Origin of the sequence: Streptomyces caelestis, from assembly GCF_001279005.1 — a bacterium.
Classification (GTDB): domain Bacteria; phylum Actinomycetota; class Actinomycetes; order Streptomycetales; family Streptomycetaceae; genus Streptomyces; species Streptomyces heliomycini.
In genome coordinates, this window is sequence record NZ_LGCN01000017.1 from 94,478 (window position 1) to 111,812 (window position 17,335).

Below are 17,335 nucleotides of genomic sequence, written 5' to 3' on the forward strand. Positions count from 1 at the left end.
CTGTCGGTGGTTGCCGGAAAGCGCCCCCTGTCCGGGGTCTGACGGCGGTCAGGCCACCGCGGGCACCCGCCGGGGCTCGTCGGCCGGGGTCTCGTCGGACGGGTCCTCGTCGACCGGGGAGGAGTGGACCGAGTCGTACGCCTTCCGGTCGAGCAGCCCCTCACGCGCCGAGACGATGACCGGGATCAGTGCCTGGCCGGCGACGTTCGTCGCGGTGCGGATCATGTCCAGGATCGGGTCGATGGCCAGCAGCAGGCCCACGCCCTCCATGGGCAGGCCCAGGGTGGAGAGGGTGAGGGTGAGCATGACCGTCGCGCCGGTGAGGCCGGCCGTGGCGGCGGAGCCCACCACCGAGACGAACGCGATCAGCAGGTAGTCGCCGACACCGAGCGGGATGTCGAAGATCTGGGCGACGAAGATCGCGGCGATGGCCGGGTAGATCGCGGCGCAGCCGTCCATCTTCGTGGTCGCGCCGAACGGGACGGCGAAGCTCGCGTACTCCTTGGGCACGCCGAGGCGCTCGGTGACCTTCTGGGTCAGCGGCATGGTGCCGACGGAGGAGCGGGAGACGAAGGCCAGCTGGATCGCGGGCCAGGCGCCCTTGAAGAACTGCACCGGGCCGACCTTGCCGACGGTCGCCAGCAGCGCCGGGTAGACGCCGAAGAGGACGATGAGGCAGCCGACGTAGATGTCGGCGGTGAAGGTGGCGTACTTGCCGATCAGGTCCCAGCCGTAGGTGGCGATGGCGTTGCCGATGAGGCCGACGGTGCCGAGCGGGGCGAGGCGGATGACCCACCACAGGGCCTTCTGGAGGAGTTCGAGGACGGACTCGCTCAGGGTGAGGATCGGCTGGGCCTTCTCGCCGAGCTGGAGGGCGGCGATGCCGGCGACGGCGGCCATGAAGACGATCTGGAGCACGTTCAGCTCGGTGAACGGCGTGATGACGTCGGTCGGCACGATGCCGGTGAGGAAGTCGATCCAGGAGCCGGTCTTCTCCGGCGCGGCGCCGTCCGCCGGGGTGAGACCGGTGCCCGCGCCCGGGTTGGTGACCAGGCCGATGGCCAGGCCGATCGCCACCGCGATCAGCGAGGTGATCATGAACCAGAGGAGGGTGCGCGAGGCCAGCCGGGCCGCGTTGTTGACCTTCCGCAGGTTGGTGATGGAGACCAGGATCGCGAAGAAGACGAGCGGGGCGACGGCCAGCTTCAGCAGGCCGATGAAGGTGCCGCCGACCTTCTCCAGGGTGGTGACGAGCCAGGAGACGTCCTGGCTGCGGGCGAGCCAGCCGAGCAGGACGCCCAGGAAGAGGCCGGCGAGTATCTGGACCCAGAAGGGCGCGCGTACGGACAGTACGGGCCGCCTGAACTGCGTGTTCGTGGACACGAAAAAGCTCCGGTGAGGGGACGCGTGAGGAAAGGTGACGTGGGACTCGGATGGCGCGGAACGTCAGGGACGACAGTTCGCGGCGGTGACCCGGCAGAGGTCCACGTGCAGGCGCGCCACGAGCGGAACACTCCGGGGCGTGGGGAACACGGCTGCTGACTTCACCCGAAGACCGTAACACCTGAACTTTGGGATCCTCAAAGCCTTGCTTTGAGAGGCGGAAGGCCGGGGGTGTCCGTGCAACGCAAAGCGCCCCGGTTTCCGGGTCAGTTCGGAAACCGGGGCGCCCGAGTGCGGTGCGCGGATGTGACGGACGTTACGAGGTCTGCTCCTGCGCCCGCGTGCGGGCGGTCTCGTCGGCCGCGTCCTCCTGGGCGCGGTTGGCCTCCAGGCCGGCCTTGGCCCGGTTCACCCGCTGCACGATCCGCTCGGAGGCCTGGTCCCGCTGCTTGCGGAGCACGACGAGGCTGATCGGGGCCGAGATCACCAGGGCGAGGAGGACGATCCACAGCCCGTTGGAGTCACCGAGGCCGCGCGGGGCGAGGCCGGAGTGAACGAGGCCCCAGACGACCACGAGGCAGCCCACGAAGATCCCGAGGCGCATCAGCGTGTAGCGGAGCATCTCATCCACTCTTCCCTGCGTACGGTCAGATACGTCCCCAAGGGACGACGTCCAGTGAAGCACGACCGGGCGGGGATCCTTCAGCGGGGTACGGAGGCCTCAGGTCAGCGGCAGCAGCATGACGACGTCGTCGCGGTCGTCGCCGGGGGCCACGCGGATGGCGTCCGGGACCCGGCCGACCTCCTTGTAGCCGCAGGAGGCGTAGAAGTGTTCCAGGCCGAGACCGCCGCGGCAGGTGAGCCGGATCGCCTCGACGCCGTCGAGGGTGCGGGCGGCCCGCTCGGCGGCGGCCAGCAGGTCGCGGCCGTAACCGCGGCCCTGGTGGCGGGGGTGGACCATCACCGTGTAGAGCCAGATCCAGTGGGTCATCAGGTGATGGGTGTTGAAGGTGAGGAACGCCGTCGCGGCCACCCTGCCCTCCTCGTCGTGCCCGACGAGGAGGCGGGAGCGCTCCTCCGCCATCGACACGAACTGCCGTACCAGCTGGGGGCGGATGTCCTCCCGCGTCACGGGCGGCACGAACCCGACCGCTCCGCCGGCGTTGGTGACGTCGGCCCACAGGTCGAGGACGCCGTCGCGGAGTTCGGGGGTGACGGCCGGGTCGAAGGTGAAGGTAAGGGGCATGTATGGATACTAGCCATTACCTCGGCGCTTGCCCGGCTGCTTCCGGGCCGTACCCCGGCCCGCGGCGCGCCGTGTTCCTGCCGTCCGCCCGCGGCACCGCCGGGGACCGAGCCGGGTGGTGGGCGGGCGGAGGCCGGAGGTCCAGGGGGCTCCCGGCCCCTGGCGGGGTCCGAAGGGGCGGAGCCCCCTTCACCTCACACGCGCATCGGCTGGGGGGACTCCCGCCGCGCCGGGTCGGGACCCTCGTACTCCCGGATGATCTCGTAGCGCGTGTTCCGTTCCACCGGCCGGAACCCGGCGTCGCGGATCAGGTCCAGCAGGTCCTCACGGGTCAGCTTGTTCGGCGTGCCGTAGTTGTCCGCGTCGTGCGTGATCTTGTACTCGACCACCGACCCGTCCATGTCGTCCGCCCCGTGCTGCAGCGCCAGCTGCGCCGTCTGCACGCCGTGCATCACCCAGAACACCTTGACGTGCGGCACGTTGTCGAACAGCAGCCGCGACACCGCGAACGTCTTCAGCGCCTCCGCGCCGGTCGCCATCTGCGTTTGCGCCTGGAGCCGGTTGCGTACCTTGCCGTCCTTCATGTCCACGAAGTCGTGCTGGTAGCGCAGCGGGATGAAGACCTGGAACCCTCCGGTCTCGTCCTGGAGTTCACGCAGCCGCAGCACGTGGTCCACGCGGTGGCGGGGCTCCTCGATGTGCCCGTACAGCATGGTGCACGGGGTCTTGAGCCCCTTCTCGTGCGCCAGCCGGTGGATCCTCGACCAGTCCTCCCAGTGCGTCCGGTGGTCGACGATGTGCTGCCGCACCTCCCAGTCGAAGATCTCGGCGCCGCCGCCGGTCAGCGACTCGAGGCCCGCGTCGATCAGCTCGTCGAGGATCTCGGAGGCGGACATCCCGGAGATGGTCTCGAAGTGGTGGATCTCGGTGGCCGTGAACGCCTTCAGCGAGACGTCGGGCAGCGCCGCCTTCAGCTCCCGCAGCGAGCGCGGGTAGTAGCGCCACGGCAGATTGGGGTGCAGTCCGTTGACGATGTGCAGTTCGGTCAGGTTCTCCGACTCCATCGCCTTGGCGAGCTTCACCGCCTCCTCGATGCGCATCGTGTACGCGTCCTTCTCCCCCGGCTTGCGCTGGAAGGAGCAGTAGGCGCAGGAGGCGGTGCACACGTTCGTCATGTTGAGGTGGCGGTTGACGTTGAAGTGCACGACGTCGCCGTTCAGCTTCGTGCGCATCTCGTGCGCCAGCCCGCCCAGCCAGGCCAGGTCGTCCGACTCGTACAGCGCGATGCCGTCCTCACGGGTCAGGCGTTCGCCCGCCCGGACCTTCTCCTCCAGCTCGCGCTTGAGCCCGACGTCCATGCCGATCCCTCTTTCCCTCTGCAGACAGACCCGGTCAACCGTACGCCCCGATCACTCCGTCTCTTCGGGCAGCTCACCGACGCGGTTCTCCCACTTGGTGGAGAGCACGATGGTGGTACGGGTCCGGGAGACGCCCTTGGTGCCGGACAGCCGGCGGATGATCTTCTCCAGGCCGTCCACGTCGGTCGCCCGGACCTTGAGCATGAAGGAGTCGTCGCCGGCGATGAACCAGCAGTCCTCGATCTCCTGCAGGTCCTTCAGCCGCTGCGCCACGTCCTCGTGGTCGGCGGCGTCGGAGAGCGAGACGCCGATCAGGGCGGCGACGCCGAGGCCCAGCGAGGCGGCGTCCACGGTGGCCCGGTAGCCGGTGATGACGCCGGCCGCCTCCAGCCGGTTGATGCGGTCGGTGACGCTGGGTCCCGACAGGCCGACGAGGCGCCCCAGCTCCGCGTAGGAGGCCCGGCCGTTCTCCCTGAGGGCCTGGATGAGCTGCCTGTCCACCGCGTCCATCGAATCGAAGCCTTCCACTGAAGAGGTCTGAGGGTTCTGCACGTGCCGAGGTGTTGCGGAGGTGCTCGGTCAGGGGCGGGATCCGCCGCCGAGTTCGCCCTTCCAGCGGCGGTAGAGGCGGTGCTCGACGCCCGCCGCGTCGAGTACGCGTCCGGCGACGAAGTCCACCAGGTCCTGGATGTGCGTCGCGCCCGCGTAGAAGGCCGGCGAGGCGGGCACCACGGCCGCGCCCGCGTCGTCCAGCGTCACCAGGTGCCGCAGCGTCTGGCCGTTCAGCGGGGTCTCCCGTACGGCCACGACCAGGGGGCGTCCCTCCTTCAGGGTGACGCTCGCCGAACGCTGCAACAGGTCCTTGGACAGTCCGAGCGCCACCCCGGCCACACAGGCCGTGGAGGCGGGCACGATCAGCATGCCCTTGCTCGGGTACGACCCCGAGGACGGCCCGGCCGCGAGGTCACCGGCGGCCCAGTGCCGTACGCCGTCGAGGTCGAGGTCGAGGTCGACGGTGAACGTGTCCGGCTTGCCGTCCGCACCCCGGGACAGCCATTCCCGCAGGTCGTCCCGCCAGTGCGCGTCCCGGAAGGCGATACCGGTCTCGTCCAGCAGGGTGAGCCGCGAGGCCCGGCTCACGACGAGGTCGACGCTCTCCCCCGCCGTCAGCAGCGCACGCAGCACAGCGGCTGCGTAGGGCGTCCCGGACGCCCCCGAGACCCCCACGATCCAAGGCTTGCGCCGCGTTTCTCCTGCGTTCACATCTTGAGCCTACCGGGGGCGGGTGCGGACCACGGACGGGCCGTCACCTGTCCGGCCCGTCCGTGGCCCGCGCCGCGCCGTCCCCTCAGACGGTCAGGCCCCGCACCAGCAGGTCCAGCAGCGCGCACACGAACAGGGCGATGCCGATGAAGCCGTTGACGGAGAAGAACGCCCGGTTCAGACGGGTCAGGTCGTGGGGGCGGACGATGGTGTGCTCGTAGACGAAGGCCCCCGCCACGATCAGCAGGCCGAACCAGAAGAACGCGCCGGCGTCGGTGAGGAGCGCGTACCAGACGAAGAGGGCCGTGGTGACGGTGTGGCAGGCCCGGGCGCCCCGGATCGCGGCCGGGATGCCGAAGCGGGCCGGGACCGACTTCACGCCGATCTCCCGGTCGGTGTCGACGTCCTGGCAGGCGTAGATCAGGTCGAAGCCGCCGATCCAGACGCCGACCGCGAGGCCGAGGACGACGGCGTCCCAGGACCACGCCCCGGTGATCGCCAGCCAGCCGCCGACCGGGCCCATGGCCTGCGCGAGCCCGAGGATGGCCTGCGGGAAGTTCGTGAACCGCTTGCCGTACGGATACACCACCATCGGGATCACGGCGACGGGTGCGAGGGCCAGGCAGAGCGGGTTGAGCAGGGCCGCCGCGCCCAGGAAGACCACGAGGGCGACGAGCGCGCCCGTCCAGGCGTGCCTGACCGACATCGCGCCGGTGACCAGCTCGCGGTGCGCGGTGCGCGGGTTACGGGCGTCGATCTCGCGGTCGATGATCCGATTGGCGGCCATGGCGAAGGTGCGCAGGCCGACCATGGCGAGGGTGACGAGGAACAGCCGGCCCCAGTGGATGTTCCCGTCCCACTCGTACATCGCGGTGAGGGCGGCGATGTAGGCGAAGGGCAGGGCGAAGACCGAGTGCTCGATCATCACCAGGCGAAGGAAGGCTTTCGTGCGTCCCGGCTGCTGCGGAAGCGCGGCGGAGGCCGAGGTCACAGTCCGTACTCCTTCCAGCGGCGGTCGACCAGCGCGGCCGTGTCCGGGTCGGACTCGACCATGTCGGGCCAGCCGCCGTCGCGCGTGTACCCCTCCTCGGGCCACTTCCGCGTCGCGTCGATGCCCGCCTTGCCGCCCCAGAACTGCTGGTACGAGGCGTGGTCGAGGTGGTCGACGGGGCCTTCGACGACGGTGAGGTCGCGGGCGTAGTCGGTGTTGCCGAGGGCCCGCCAGGACACCTCGTGCAGGTCGTGGACGTCGCAGTCGGAGTCGACGACCACGATCAGCTTGGTCAGCGACATCATGTGGGCGCCCCAGATGGCGTGCATGACCTTCTGCGCGTGCTTGGGGTACTTCTTGTCGATCGAGACGATCGCGCAGTTGTGGAAGCCGCCGGACTCGGGGAGGTGGTAGTCCACGATGTCCGGGACGATGATCTTCAGCAGCGGCAGGAAGAAGCGCTCCGTCGCCCGGCCCAGCGGCCCGTCCTCGGTCGGCGGCCGGCCGACGACGATCGACTGGAGCAGCGGGCGCCTGCGCATGGTCACGCAGTCGATCCTCAGTGCGGGGAAGGGCTCCTGCGGGGTGTAGAAGCCGGTGTGGTCGCCGAACGGCCCCTCGGGCAGCGTCTCGCCGGGCTCCAGCCAGCCCTCGACGACGACCTCCGCCTGCGCCGGCACCTGGAGCGGAACGGTCTTGCAGTCGACCATCTCGATCCGCTTGCCCTGCACGAACCCGGCGAACAGGTACTCGTCGATGTCGCCGGGGAGGGGGGCGGTGGAGGCGTACGTCACGGCCGGCGGGCAGCCGAAGGCGATGGCGACGGGCAGCCTCTCGCCGCGCCGGGCGGCGACCTGGTAGTGGTTGCGGCTGTCCTTGTGGATCTGCCAGTGCATGCCGATGGTGCGCTTGTCGTGGCGCTGGAGGCGGTACAGGCCGAGGTTGCGGACGCCCGACTCGGGGTCCTTGGTGTGGGTGAGGCCCAGGTTGAAGAAGGAGCCGCCGTCCTTGGGCCAGGTGAAGAGCGCCGGGAGCCTGTCGAGGTCCACGTCGTCGCCGGTGAGCACGGTCTCGTGCACGGGGGCGTCCTGGGACTTCACCTTCTTCGGCGGTACGTGCGTCATCGCGCCGAGCTTCCCGAACGCCTCGCGCACCCCGACGAACCCGTGCGGCAGCTCGGGCTTCAGCAGTCCGCCGATCTTCTCGGAGATGTCCGCGTACGACGTCAGGCCGAGCGCCTTCAGCAGGCGGCGGTCGGTGCCGTACACGTTCATCGCGAGGGGCATGCTCGAGCCGCGCACGTTCTCGAAGAGCAGCGCGGGACCGCCGGCCTTGTTCACCCGGTCGACGATCTCACCGACCTCCAGATACGGGTCGACCTCGGCCTTGATGCGCTTGAGGTCGCCCTCGCGCTCCAGCGCCCTGAGCAGGGAGCGAAGATCGTCGTAAGCCATGGGGTCAAGTATCCCCGAGCGGTTACGCTGGCCCTGTACCGCCCACCGCTTTCGCTGGAGAGGCCCCATGCTGCGGGTGCTGATGTTCCTCGTGCCACTGGCCCTGAGCGTGTACGCGTTCATCGACTGCATCAGCACGAAGGACGACGACATCCGGCACATGCCGAAGCCGCTGTGGGCGATCCTGGTGCTGCTGTTCCCGCTGGTCGGCTCGGTCTCGTGGATCATCGCCGGCAAGAAGCGGCACCCCGCGGGCGGCGCCGCCGGTTCCGCCGGGGGCGGCGGCCGGCGGCAGTGGGTCGCGCCGGACGACAACCCCGAGTTCCTGAAGTCGCTGGACGAGGACCGGCCCAAGGACCAGGACGGGGACAAGGACCAGCGGGACCGGGGCGAGTGACCCCGCGGTCACCGCACCGGCGGCGTCACCGGCCGCCGGCCCGCGCCCCGCGTCACTCGACGCCCCCGGCGTCGCCCGCGGGCATGAGGGAGGCGGCGGATCGGCCACCGATGCACACCCGCGTTCCCCGCTCCGGGAGGTAGCAGGCGGTGACCTCGCGGGGCGTGTCCGTCGTCAGCATGGGGGTGGAGTGATACCGGTCGGCCCCCTCCGGGGCGGTGTCGGTCACGTCGGTCCGCTCGCCGGGCAGCGTGAGGACGAGCCGGTCTCCCGGCCGGGAGAACCACATACGGCCCCACGCGGCACGGCACGCCTCGCGGTAACGGATCTCGAACGAGACCCCGTCGCCGAGGCGCTTCCTGACGACCGACTCCGATCCGCCCGCGCACCACGTCGTCCTCGGATCCTCGCCCCGGCAGTCGCTGCCGGTGCACAGGGGCTGCGCGGTGACGGCCACCGCGGGACGCAACAGGGCCGGTCCTCCCGCGGCGTCGGTCAGCCACCAGGTGAGCGGGAGGGTGGCGGCGGCGACCAGTGCGGCGGTGACCGCGACCGCCCGCCGGGAGTGGTGCCGCCGGGCCTCCCCCGCCCGCCGCGGAGGCGTCGGGCGGGCCGGTCCGGGCTTCTCCGTGCACTGCGTCCGTGCGGGGACCGCCCGATCCGGATCCGTCCGTTCCGCCTCTTCGGCCGCGGGCGTTCCCCCCGCCGGTGTCCCGCTGCCGGGCGGGCGGCCGCCCCGGGTGAGTTCCGCCAGCTCCCACAGGGCGAGCAGCGGCCCGGCGGGCTGCCCGGCCAGGCGGCACAGGCCCTCCACCGCCTGCCGCGGCGGCAGCGCCCTGCCGTTCAGACAGCGGTCCCACGACGACCTGCTGTAGGCCGTCCGTTCGGCGAGGACCGTCAGGCTCACACCGGCGTCGTCCTTCAGCTCGCGCATCCTGGTGACGAACCGCAGGCACTCCGGGCCGAGCGTGTCCGGCAACGGCTTCCACGGCATCGTCGCGCTCACCCTTCCTGACGCAGGACGGGCCAGGTGTGCCGCCCGATCATCCCGTCGGACACCAGTCCGGCGTCCCGCTGCGCCCGTCTGGCCGCGTCGCGGGTGGCGATGTCGTACAGGCCGTCCACCCGGCCGGTGTCGTAGCCGTGATGGCTGAGCAGGCACTCCGCCTCCGCCACCTCCTCCTCGGCGTAGCCGAGCGCGATCGTGGTCTTCCACGTCCGGCTGTGGCCCGCGTAGAGGGCGCCCTCCTCCGAGCGCACGTCACATCGCACCGGTACGGGCGCCGTCGTCGCCCCCGCCTTCCGCCACGGCTCCAGGCCGAGGAGCACACCGGCCACCGCGGCACCGGCGAACGCCGCCGTCACGGCCAGCGCGAAGACCGCGCGCCGGACACCCCGGTACGTGGCGCCCTCCCGGCCGTCCGCCGGGTCCGTGCCGTCCTCGCCGGTCGTGACGGACGCGTCCCACACGGTCTCCGCGACCTCACGCAGCGCCAGCAGCCGGACCGGGTCGGCGCCGTTCAGCCTGCAGAGGTCCTCGACCGCACGCCGCGACGGCAGCGCGCGCCCGCCCAGGTACCGCTCCCAGGACGATCTGCTGCAGGTGGTCCTGGCCTCGAGCGCGGCCATGCTCAGCCCACTGCGGTCCTTGAGCCTGCGCAACTGCCCGACCAGTTGCCGGACACTGGGGTCCGCCCCCTCGGGCAGCGGTTTCCAACGCGGCATCCTCACCCCCGGTGCAACAGCCTTCACTCGGTCCGCGACCCCTACTACTACCGACAGCGACACCTTCGTGACAAATCGTCACCGTGGCGCGGTCGCCGCGGCCCGGATGGCGGACGGCCGTCCCACGCGTCCCGGCACACCTTCCCCGGATCACGCGTTTCCCGAGGTCACAGGGCGGGACGTCCCGCTTCCACCGCATCGCCCGGCCGGCGCTGGCCGGGACGGCGGTGGCACCGGAACGATCAGGACGACCAGCGGTGCGGAACTCTCCCGCACCGCCTCCGGTTCCACCGCGACAGAAGGGTTCCCTGTGAACGCGAAGCGTCTCGCACACCGTGGTTACGCCGCCTTCGTGGCCGTCACCGCGGCGACCGCCGTCCTCCTGCCCGCCGCCACCGCGGAGGCCGGCGGCACGAAGCTCACGCACGGTCAGGCCACGGCCAAACTGCGGTCGGCCGGCCTCACCTGGTCCTCCAGCGGCAACTGCTCCGACCGCAACCGGAAGACCTGCACCTCCTTCTCCCGGATCAACTCCGGCACCGTCGACGGCATCATCACCTTCAAGCGCGCCAGCGGATGCAAGGTCAACATCACCGGAGGCACGGAAACCGGGCACTCCCGGGGGACGTACAGCCACTGGAACGGTTACAAGGTCGACATCACGCCCACGACCTGCGTCAGCCGCTACATCAAGCGCGAGTTCACGTACGCCGGCAAGCGGGGCGACGGGGCGGCCATGTACCGGTCCTCGGCCGGCAACGTCTACGCCAACGAGGGCAACCACTGGGACATCACGTACAAGTGACCGGCGTGCGGGGCTCCCCGCCCCGACCGGCGGGCCGCTCCCGCACCGGCTCACCACCACCCGACCCGTCCAGGTCCGCCAGGGGCGTCCGGGAGGAGGGACACCTCCCCCGGGCGCCCCCGCGGCGTGCCGCGGGAACCCGCTCCGGCCGACGGTGTTCATCCGGACGGGTGAGCCGGCGTCATGGGCGGGAAGGGTGGGAAGGACGGGACCTGGCGGGGGTGGTCCCACCCCCGTGGTCCTTCGGGCGACACCCCCGAGTCCCCGAAGCCACTCGGCGAGGAGGCGTCCGGCGAGGCCGCGACGAGGCCTCCGGCGCGGCTGGGCCCGGACCGCGTGCGGCGCCGCCGGGGGGGCGGCCGTGATCACACGAGGGTCTTGATCCGGGCGGCGGTGAGGGCCCGGTCGAAGATCCGTACGTCCCGGACGGCGCCGGGGAAGAAGTCGACGGCCCGACCGCCGTACGACGCCCGGCCGATGATGAAGGGGCCGGTGCCGGACATCGGGTTGGTGTCCTCGGCCTCGGCCTCCTGTACGCCGTCGACGTACAGCCGCAGGGTGCGCGCCGAGCCGTCGCAGACGCCGGCGAGGTGGGTCCAGACGTTCACGGCGGGCTCGCTGCGGCCGGCGGCGCGCAGGCCGGGGCGGGAGAAGGCCCAGCGGTTCTCGTCGACGGCGTACTGGAGGTAGAAGGCGCTGGCGTCCTGGGCGTCCTGGCTGACGGCGGTGGCCCAGTTCTCCGGTGCGGTGGAGAGCCGGACCCAGGCGGCGACCGTGAAACTCCGGCCCTCCCCGGTCTCCAGCGCCGGACCCCCGGTCATGATCTGGCCGCCCTGCCCGTCGAAGACGGCTCCGCCTCCGCCGGGCCCCCAGGTGACGCCGGTCGCGGTGCCGTCGTGGCCGCCCGCGGTGTCCCGCGCGACCGTGCCCGAGGTCTCGTCGAGGGGCCAGTGCCCGACGGGCCGGACGGGCCGGGGGGCGGCGGCGGGCGATGACGAGGGCGAGGGCGAGGAGGGGGGTGCGGCCCGGTCCCGGTCCGCGGCGGCCGACCGGTTGAACCAGAACCCCGCCCCGACGCCGGCCGCGGCGACCGCGCCTCCCCCGATGCCGAGGAGCAGGAAGGCCCGCCGGCTGCCGCCGCGTTCCCGGCCGCCCGGTCCGGCGGGTTCCGGCGTGCCGGGTGCGGGTGGCGGGGCGGCGCCCACCTGGGTCGCCCGGTCGTTGAAGCCCGGCGCCACCGCGGTCGCCTGCTGCGGGAAGGCGCCGGGTCCGCCGTCGCGCGCAAGGACGTTCGTGAGGGCCCTCGGGTCCGTGGGGCGGACGCCCGGGAGGGGCGTCCCGGCCCGGGTCGGGGAGGCGGGAGCGCTCCCCGCCGACCGGGGGTCGGAGCGGTGCGGGGCCGTCGTGCTCTCGCCGCTCAGCGCGCCGACCCGGGTGAGGATCTCGCGCGGGGTGGGGCGGCGGGCGGGGTCCTTGGCGAGGCAGTCGCCGATGAGGGCGTGCAGGGCCGGGTCGGCGACGGCGCCGATGTCGGGGGTGTTGTGCACCACGCGGTAGAGCAGTGCGGGGGTCGGTCCGTCGCCGAAGGGGTTGGCGCCGGTCGCCGCGAAGGCCAGCACCGCGCCCAGGCAGAAGACGTCGCTGGCCGGGGTGATCGTGTCGCCGTTGACCTGCTCGGGCGACATGAATCCGGGCGAGCCGGCCACGAGGCCGGTACCGGTGATCGAGTCGGCCTCGACGCTGCGGACGATCCCGAAGTCGATCACGCGGGGCCCGTCCTCGGCGAGCAGCACGTTGGAGGGCTTGAGGTCGCGGTGGACGAGGTTCGCGGCGTGGATCGACACCAGCGCCTCGGCCAGCCCGGCCGCCAGCGCGAGGACCGCGCCCGCTTCGAACGGCCCCCGCTCGACCACCGCCTGCTCCAGCGAAGGACCGGCGATGTAGCTGGTGACCAGCCATGGCAGGGGCGCGTCCGGGTCGGCGTCGACGACCGGGGCGGTGAAGGCGCCGCTGACCGCCCGGGCCGCCTGGACCTCGCGCCGGAACCGGTCACGGAACTCGGGCCTGCGCACCAGCTCGGCGTGCACCACCTTGACCGCGACGAGCCGCCCGCCCGGGGAGCGGCCGAGGAAGACCTGGCCCATACCGCCCGCGCCCAGCCGGCTCAGCAACCGGTACGCCCCGACGGAGTGCGGGTCGTCCGGCTCCAACGCTGACACAAATGCCTCCTGGCGTGCGGTCTCGGCCCGTGCGGGCAGGCCAAGCATAGAGCCATTCGCACCTGTGTTCGCCGAAGTGCCGTACGCTGTACGGCACTTCGACCGTCGCGCTCCTCTTGGGCGGCGTGCGCCAGGAGCTGCGGGACGCCCACGGGACCGGCGGCCCGCCCGGCCGCTCCCCTTCGGGGATCTCCTCGGCCTTCCGGCCGGCTCCGCGGCGGGGCGGCGCACCGCTCCCGGGCGGTGTCAGCGCAGGCGGGACGAGGACAGGATCGACAGCAGGTGGGCCGGGACCATCACCCAGGTGATGACGGCGAGCGCGCCCAGGGCCCAGCGGGTCGGTTCGACGCCTCCGGTGACCGTGTCGGCCACCGCCGCGACGAGGAGGACGAGGGAGGCCTCGATGCCGTTGGTGACCCGGTGGATCCTGAACGCGGCGGCGATACGGCGCACCGTGGCGACGCCCTCCGAGCGCGGGCGGGTGGACTCGTCGTCGGCGACGGTCAGGCCGCGGCGGGCGCGGGCCACGTCCACCAGGTCGGTGGAGGCCTTGAGCAGGACGACGCCAAGGGCGGTGGCGATGCCGGCCGACAGCCAGCCGCCGGCGCCCGACTCGGCGGCGCGGTAGCCGGCGCCCGCCATCAGCGCCGCGTCCGCGAGGTAGGCGCCGAGCCGGTCGACGTAGATGCCGGCCGCGCTGTTCTGCCCCTTCCATCGGGCGACCTCGCCGTCCACGCAGTCGAAGAGCAGGAACAGCTGCATGAGGACCACGGCGAGAACCGCGCCGGTCAATCCGGGGATCATCAGCGCGGCGCCGGAGGCCACTCCGCACACCACCATGGTCCAGGTGAGCTGGTCGGGGGTGACCGGGGTGCGCACCAGGTGGCGGGTGGTGCGCAGGGAGATCCTCCGCATGTAGAGCCGGCCGGCCCAGTGCTCGCCGTTGCGGCTCTCCATCTTGGCCCGCGGCTGGCAGACCTCCCGCAGCTCCTCCAGCACCGGCGCACCCATGCCGTTCCTCCCCACCCCGACCGCCGCCCGCGCGGCGATGATCGGGCCAGGGTACAGAGCGCGTACGGGCGGGCCGTCGACCGGGGACACTGACCTCATGGAGCCGATCGATCAGGTCACCGCCCGCGCCTGGCTCGCCACCGCCCTCGCGGAGGCCCGCGCGGGGCTGGAGGAGGGCGGCGTCCCCGTCGGCGCCGCGCTGTACGGGGCCGACGGGACCCTGCTCGGCCGCGGCCACAACCGCCGCGTCCAGGACGGCGACCCGTCGGCGCACGCGGAGACCGCCGCCTTCCGCGCGGCGGGACGGCGGCGGTCGTACCGCGGTACGACGATGGTGACGACGCTCTCCCCGTGCTGGTACTGCTCGGGGCTCGTCCGGCAGTTCGGCATCTCCCGGGTGGTGATCGGCGAGGCGGTCACCTTCCACGGCGGCCACGACTGGCTGGCCGGCCACGGCGTGGAGATCGTGCTGCTCGACGATCCCGAGTGCGCCGCGATGATGCGGGAGTTCGTCGCCCGCCGTCCACGGCTGTGGAACGAGGACATCGGCGACTGAACGGCGAAGGCCGGTTCCCCGTGACCTGGGTCACGCGGAACCGGCCTCCGTGGCCCGTGGGTTCAGAAACCGACGGACCGCAGCGCGCCCAGGCCGACGTCCGCGTAGGAGTGCTTGCCGGAGACGAAGATGTTGACGCCGTAGTAGTTGAACAGCCAGCAGCCGAAGGCGAGCAGGGCCAGGTAGGCGGCCTTGCGGCCCTTCCAGCCGGCGGTGGCGCGGGCGTGCAGGTAGGAGGCGTAGGCGACCCAGGTGATGAAGGACCAGACCTCCTTGGGGTCCCAGCCCCAGTAGCGGCCCCAGGCGTCGCCGGCCCAGATGGCGCCCGCGATGATCGTGAACGTCCACAGCGGGAAGACGGCCGCGTTGACCCGGTAGGCGAACTTGTCGAGGGACGCGGCGGCGGGCAGCCGCTCCAGGACGGAGGTGGCGAAGCCGCCGGGCTTGCCGCCGCCGGCGAGCTTGTTCTCGTACGCGTCCTTGAACAGGTAGAGGATCACGCCGACCGCGCCGACGTAGAAGACCGCGCCGCACAGGATGGCCGTGGAGACGTGGATGTACAGCCAGTACGAGTGGAGCGCGGGGACCAGCTGGTCGCTCTCGGTGTAGAGGACGGTGACGGCCAGACCGAGGTCGAGGAGGACCGAGGTGGTCAGGAACAGGCCGAGCCAGCGCACGTTCTTCTTCAGCGCCAGCAGCAGGAGGTACACGCCGACCGCGGTGGTGGAGAAGGTGATGTTGAACTCGTACATGTTGCCCCACGGCGCCCGCTCCACGGACAGCGCGCGGGTGAGCACGCCGCCGAAGGAGAGGCAGAAGGCGAGCACGGTGAGGGAGATGGCGATGCGTCCGTAGAGGTCGCCCTTCTCGTCGCCGCCGTGCGCCCCGGGTCCGTCGGGCACGTCGCGGGAGCCGGTGGCGGCGCGTACGACGACCTTCGGCCGCTCCAGCACGGCGGTGCCGCCGGCCTGCTTCACGGTGACGGCCGGCGCCTTCCTCGTCTCCGCCTTCGGGGTGAGGGCGGCGGCGGTGCGGGCGACCTTGCTGCGGCTGCCGAAGATCCACTCCGCGATGTACGCGAAGAAGGCGAGGGTGTAGACGGCCATCGCGGAGTAGATCAGCACGTTGCTGATCTCCGCGAGGTTCTCGTTGGTCGCGGCGGCCAGATCTGTTGCGGCGGCGAGAGTCATTTCTCAGCCCCTTCGGCAGGTACGGCTTCGGGATCGGTGTCGGGGGGACCGGACGGATCGGACGGGTCCGGGACGGGGTCGGGGGCGCCCGGCGCCCGGTCGTAGAGGATTCCGGCGAGGTCGCCGAGTTCCTCGGGCACCTTCGCGGACTCGCTGCGGCCGAGGCCGGCCATCTCGACGACGGTCACGCCGTCGTCGCCGCGCACCGCGCGCACCCACACGCGGCGGCGCTGGATGAACAGGGAGCCGGCGAGACCGGCGATCGCGGCGACGGAGCCGCCGAGCGCCCAGCCGCCGCCCGGCTCCTGGACGACCTGGAAGCCGGCCCACTCCTTGATGTCCTTCTCGAAGGTGACCGAACCGGCGCCGTCCGGGAGCGTCATGGTCTCGCCGGGCGTGAGCAGCTGCTTGAACAGCTCGCCCTCGGAGTCCTTGAACTCCTTCATCTTGGTCTTGTCCATCTGGTACACGCTCTGCGGAATGCCGGAGTCGGCCTTCAGGTCGCCGTGGTAGGCGGAGAGCGCGAGCACCGGATAGTCCAGCGCGGGGAACTGGGAGAGCATCGTGCCGGCCGCGGAGCCGCCGAAGGTCGGCACGAAGAAGGCGTTGAAGCCGAGCTGCTCCTTCTCGCCCTCGGGGTTGCGGTAGCCGTCGAGGACCTTGACCACGCCGGAGGAGGTGACGTTGGCGTCGAGCGGCAGCAGCGGCACGGCGTCCTGGTAGACGATCTTCCCCTTGCCGTCGCGGACGGTGACGACGGGCGCGTAGCCGTGGCTGACGAGGTAGACCTTGGCGTCGCCGATCTCCAAGGGCTCGTTCACCTTGACGAGGGTCTTCTTCTCCTCGCCGTCGGCTCCCTCGGTGTAGGTGAGCTCCGTCTCGTACGTGCGCGGGGTGCCCTTGTTGGGCCCGGTGCGCTCGTAGGTGCCGGTGAACTCCTTCACGTCGAAGCTGAACGGCACCAGGTCGTCGTTGGTGAAGAGGCTGCCGGACTTGAAGTCGTCGTACTGGGTGAGCGTGTTGGCGAAGCCGTCGCCCTCGACGATCAGCTTGTTGCCCTCGGACTTGAACAGCTGGCCCCAGCCGAAGGCGATCAGCATCACGATCAGCGCGATGTGGAAGAGCAGGTTGCCGACCTCGCGCAGGTAGCCCTTCTCGGCGGCGACGGCGTCGCCGACGAGGTGGGCGCGGAAGCGGCGCTTCCTCAGCAGGGCGAGCGCGGCCTCGCGGACCTGCTCGGGTTCGGCCTCGGTGCGCCAGGTGGTGTGGGCGGGCAGCCGGGTCAGCCGGCGGGGGGCGCCCGGCGGGCGGCCGCGCAGCTGGCCCGTGAACTGCCAGGTGCGGGGCACGATGCAGCCGACGAGGGAGACGAACAGCAGGATGTAGATCGCCGAGAACCACACCGAGCTGTAGACGTCGAACAGGCCGAGCTTGTCGTAGACGGGCGCGAGGACGTCGTGGCGCTCGCGGAAGTCGGCGACCGCCGTCTCGTCGATCCCGGTCTGCGGGATGAGCGAGCCGGGGATCGCGCCGAGCGACAGCAGCAGGAGCAGCAGCAGCGCGACCCGCATGGAGGTGAGCTGCCGCCAGAACCAGCGGGCCCAGCCGATGACGCCCAGGGAGGGCAGGTTCGGCGCGTCCTCTCCGGGCGCGGTGGACAGCTGGGATCCGGCGGCGCCGAGGTCCTGGTCGTCGGCGGACTGAGGGGTGTCGTCGGTCGTTGTCTTGCTCATCGGG

The 17,335-nt window shown here is 71.7% G+C and carries 18 protein-coding genes; 3 read left to right on the forward strand and 15 right to left on the reverse strand.

Annotation, left to right across the window (positions count from 1 at the left end):
- Positions 1–48 precede the first annotated feature (48 nt).
- From ADK41_RS02890 to ADK41_RS02925, 9 genes are all read right to left on the reverse strand, one after another.
- Positions 49–1,383 (reverse strand): dicarboxylate/amino acid:cation symporter, encoded by a 1,335-nt coding sequence (locus tag ADK41_RS02890; protein WP_030823182.1) that lies wholly within the window; start codon positions 1,381–1,383, stop codon positions 49–51.
- Between the two features lie 63 nt (positions 1,384–1,446).
- Complete coding sequence (locus ADK41_RS44020; RefSeq protein ID WP_311709939.1) at positions 1,447–1,548, reverse strand: putative leader peptide; 102 nt, start codon at positions 1,546–1,548, stop codon at positions 1,447–1,449.
- A 151-nt stretch (positions 1,549–1,699) separates the two neighbouring features.
- Positions 1,700–2,005, reverse strand: a complete 306-nt coding sequence (locus ADK41_RS02895) for a DUF4229 domain-containing protein (protein ID WP_030823179.1) — start codon at positions 2,003–2,005, stop codon at positions 1,700–1,702.
- Positions 2,006–2,104: 99 nt separating this feature from the next.
- The gene (locus tag ADK41_RS02900) at positions 2,105–2,629 is read right to left on the reverse strand and encodes a GNAT family N-acetyltransferase (RefSeq protein ID WP_030823176.1); all 525 of its coding nucleotides are present in this window, start codon (positions 2,627–2,629) and stop codon (positions 2,105–2,107) included.
- Between the two features lie 194 nt (positions 2,630–2,823).
- A complete protein-coding gene (gene mqnE / locus ADK41_RS02905; RefSeq protein WP_030823173.1) occupies positions 2,824–3,987 on the reverse strand; it encodes an aminofutalosine synthase MqnE in 1,164 nt (387 codons plus the stop codon).
- 51 nt (positions 3,988–4,038) lie between these two features.
- A complete protein-coding gene (locus ADK41_RS02910; protein WP_030823171.1) occupies positions 4,039–4,497 on the reverse strand; it encodes an Lrp/AsnC family transcriptional regulator in 459 nt (152 codons plus the stop codon).
- A gap of 69 nt (positions 4,498–4,566) precedes the next feature.
- Positions 4,567–5,214: a UbiX family flavin prenyltransferase gene (locus tag ADK41_RS02915; protein WP_030823168.1), complete on the reverse strand. Its 648-nt coding sequence runs from the start codon at positions 5,212–5,214 to the stop codon at positions 4,567–4,569.
- A 121-nt stretch (positions 5,215–5,335) separates the two neighbouring features.
- Positions 5,336–6,241: a menaquinone biosynthesis prenyltransferase MqnP gene (gene mqnP, locus ADK41_RS02920; RefSeq protein ID WP_030823165.1), complete on the reverse strand. Its 906-nt coding sequence runs from the start codon at positions 6,239–6,241 to the stop codon at positions 5,336–5,338.
- Positions 6,238–7,695, reverse strand: coding sequence for a menaquinone biosynthesis decarboxylase (locus ADK41_RS02925; protein ID WP_030823162.1), 1,458 nt, complete (start codon positions 7,693–7,695; stop codon positions 6,238–6,240). The genes mqnP and ADK41_RS02925 overlap by 4 nt, the downstream gene beginning before the upstream one ends.
- Before the next feature lie 67 nt (positions 7,696–7,762).
- On the opposite strand from ADK41_RS02925, the gene ADK41_RS02930 reads away from it, so the two are divergent.
- Positions 7,763–8,092: a PLD nuclease N-terminal domain-containing protein gene (locus ADK41_RS02930; RefSeq protein ID WP_030823159.1), complete on the forward strand. Its 330-nt coding sequence runs from the start codon at positions 7,763–7,765 to the stop codon at positions 8,090–8,092.
- Between the two features lie 52 nt (positions 8,093–8,144).
- Here ADK41_RS02930 and ADK41_RS02935 read toward each other — a convergent pair whose 3' ends face one another.
- Together ADK41_RS02935 and ADK41_RS02940 are read right to left on the reverse strand one after the other, a co-directional pair.
- A complete protein-coding gene (locus ADK41_RS02935; protein WP_051843059.1) occupies positions 8,145–9,098 on the reverse strand; it encodes a helix-turn-helix domain-containing protein in 954 nt (317 codons plus the stop codon).
- A complete protein-coding gene (locus tag ADK41_RS02940; RefSeq protein WP_030823154.1) occupies positions 9,095–9,817 on the reverse strand; it encodes a helix-turn-helix domain-containing protein in 723 nt (240 codons plus the stop codon). The genes ADK41_RS02935 and ADK41_RS02940 overlap by 4 nt, the downstream gene beginning before the upstream one ends.
- 310 nt (positions 9,818–10,127) lie before the next feature.
- Between ADK41_RS02940 and ADK41_RS02945 the strand changes: the two genes are divergently transcribed.
- Positions 10,128–10,622 (forward strand): hypothetical protein, encoded by a 495-nt coding sequence (locus ADK41_RS02945; RefSeq protein ID WP_030823151.1) that lies wholly within the window; start codon positions 10,128–10,130, stop codon positions 10,620–10,622.
- Between the two features lie 365 nt (positions 10,623–10,987).
- Here the strand turns inward: ADK41_RS02945 and ADK41_RS02950 are convergent, their stop codons facing one another.
- Together ADK41_RS02950 and ADK41_RS02955 are read right to left on the reverse strand one after the other, a co-directional pair.
- On the reverse strand, positions 10,988–12,841 hold the full coding sequence (locus ADK41_RS02950; RefSeq protein WP_030823149.1) for a protein kinase domain-containing protein: 1,854 nt from the start codon (positions 12,839–12,841) through the stop codon (positions 10,988–10,990).
- 246 nt (positions 12,842–13,087) lie between these two features.
- Positions 13,088–13,852, reverse strand: a complete 765-nt coding sequence (locus ADK41_RS02955) for a CDP-alcohol phosphatidyltransferase family protein (RefSeq protein ID WP_030823146.1) — start codon at positions 13,850–13,852, stop codon at positions 13,088–13,090.
- 97 nt (positions 13,853–13,949) lie between these two features.
- On the opposite strand from ADK41_RS02955, the gene ADK41_RS02960 reads away from it, so the two are divergent.
- Positions 13,950–14,408, forward strand: a complete 459-nt coding sequence (locus ADK41_RS02960) for a nucleoside deaminase (protein WP_030823144.1) — start codon at positions 13,950–13,952, stop codon at positions 14,406–14,408.
- 62 nt (positions 14,409–14,470) lie between these two features.
- Here the strand turns inward: ADK41_RS02960 and ccsB are convergent, their stop codons facing one another.
- Together ccsB and resB are read right to left on the reverse strand one after the other, a co-directional pair.
- Complete coding sequence (gene ccsB / locus ADK41_RS02965; protein ID WP_030823141.1) at positions 14,471–15,598, reverse strand: c-type cytochrome biogenesis protein CcsB; 1,128 nt, start codon at positions 15,596–15,598, stop codon at positions 14,471–14,473.
- On the reverse strand, positions 15,595–17,331 hold the full coding sequence (resB, locus tag ADK41_RS02970; RefSeq protein ID WP_030823138.1) for a cytochrome c biogenesis protein ResB: 1,737 nt from the start codon (positions 17,329–17,331) through the stop codon (positions 15,595–15,597). Before resB ends, ccsB begins: the two co-directional genes overlap by 4 nt.
- Positions 17,332–17,335: the final 4 nt, after the last annotated feature.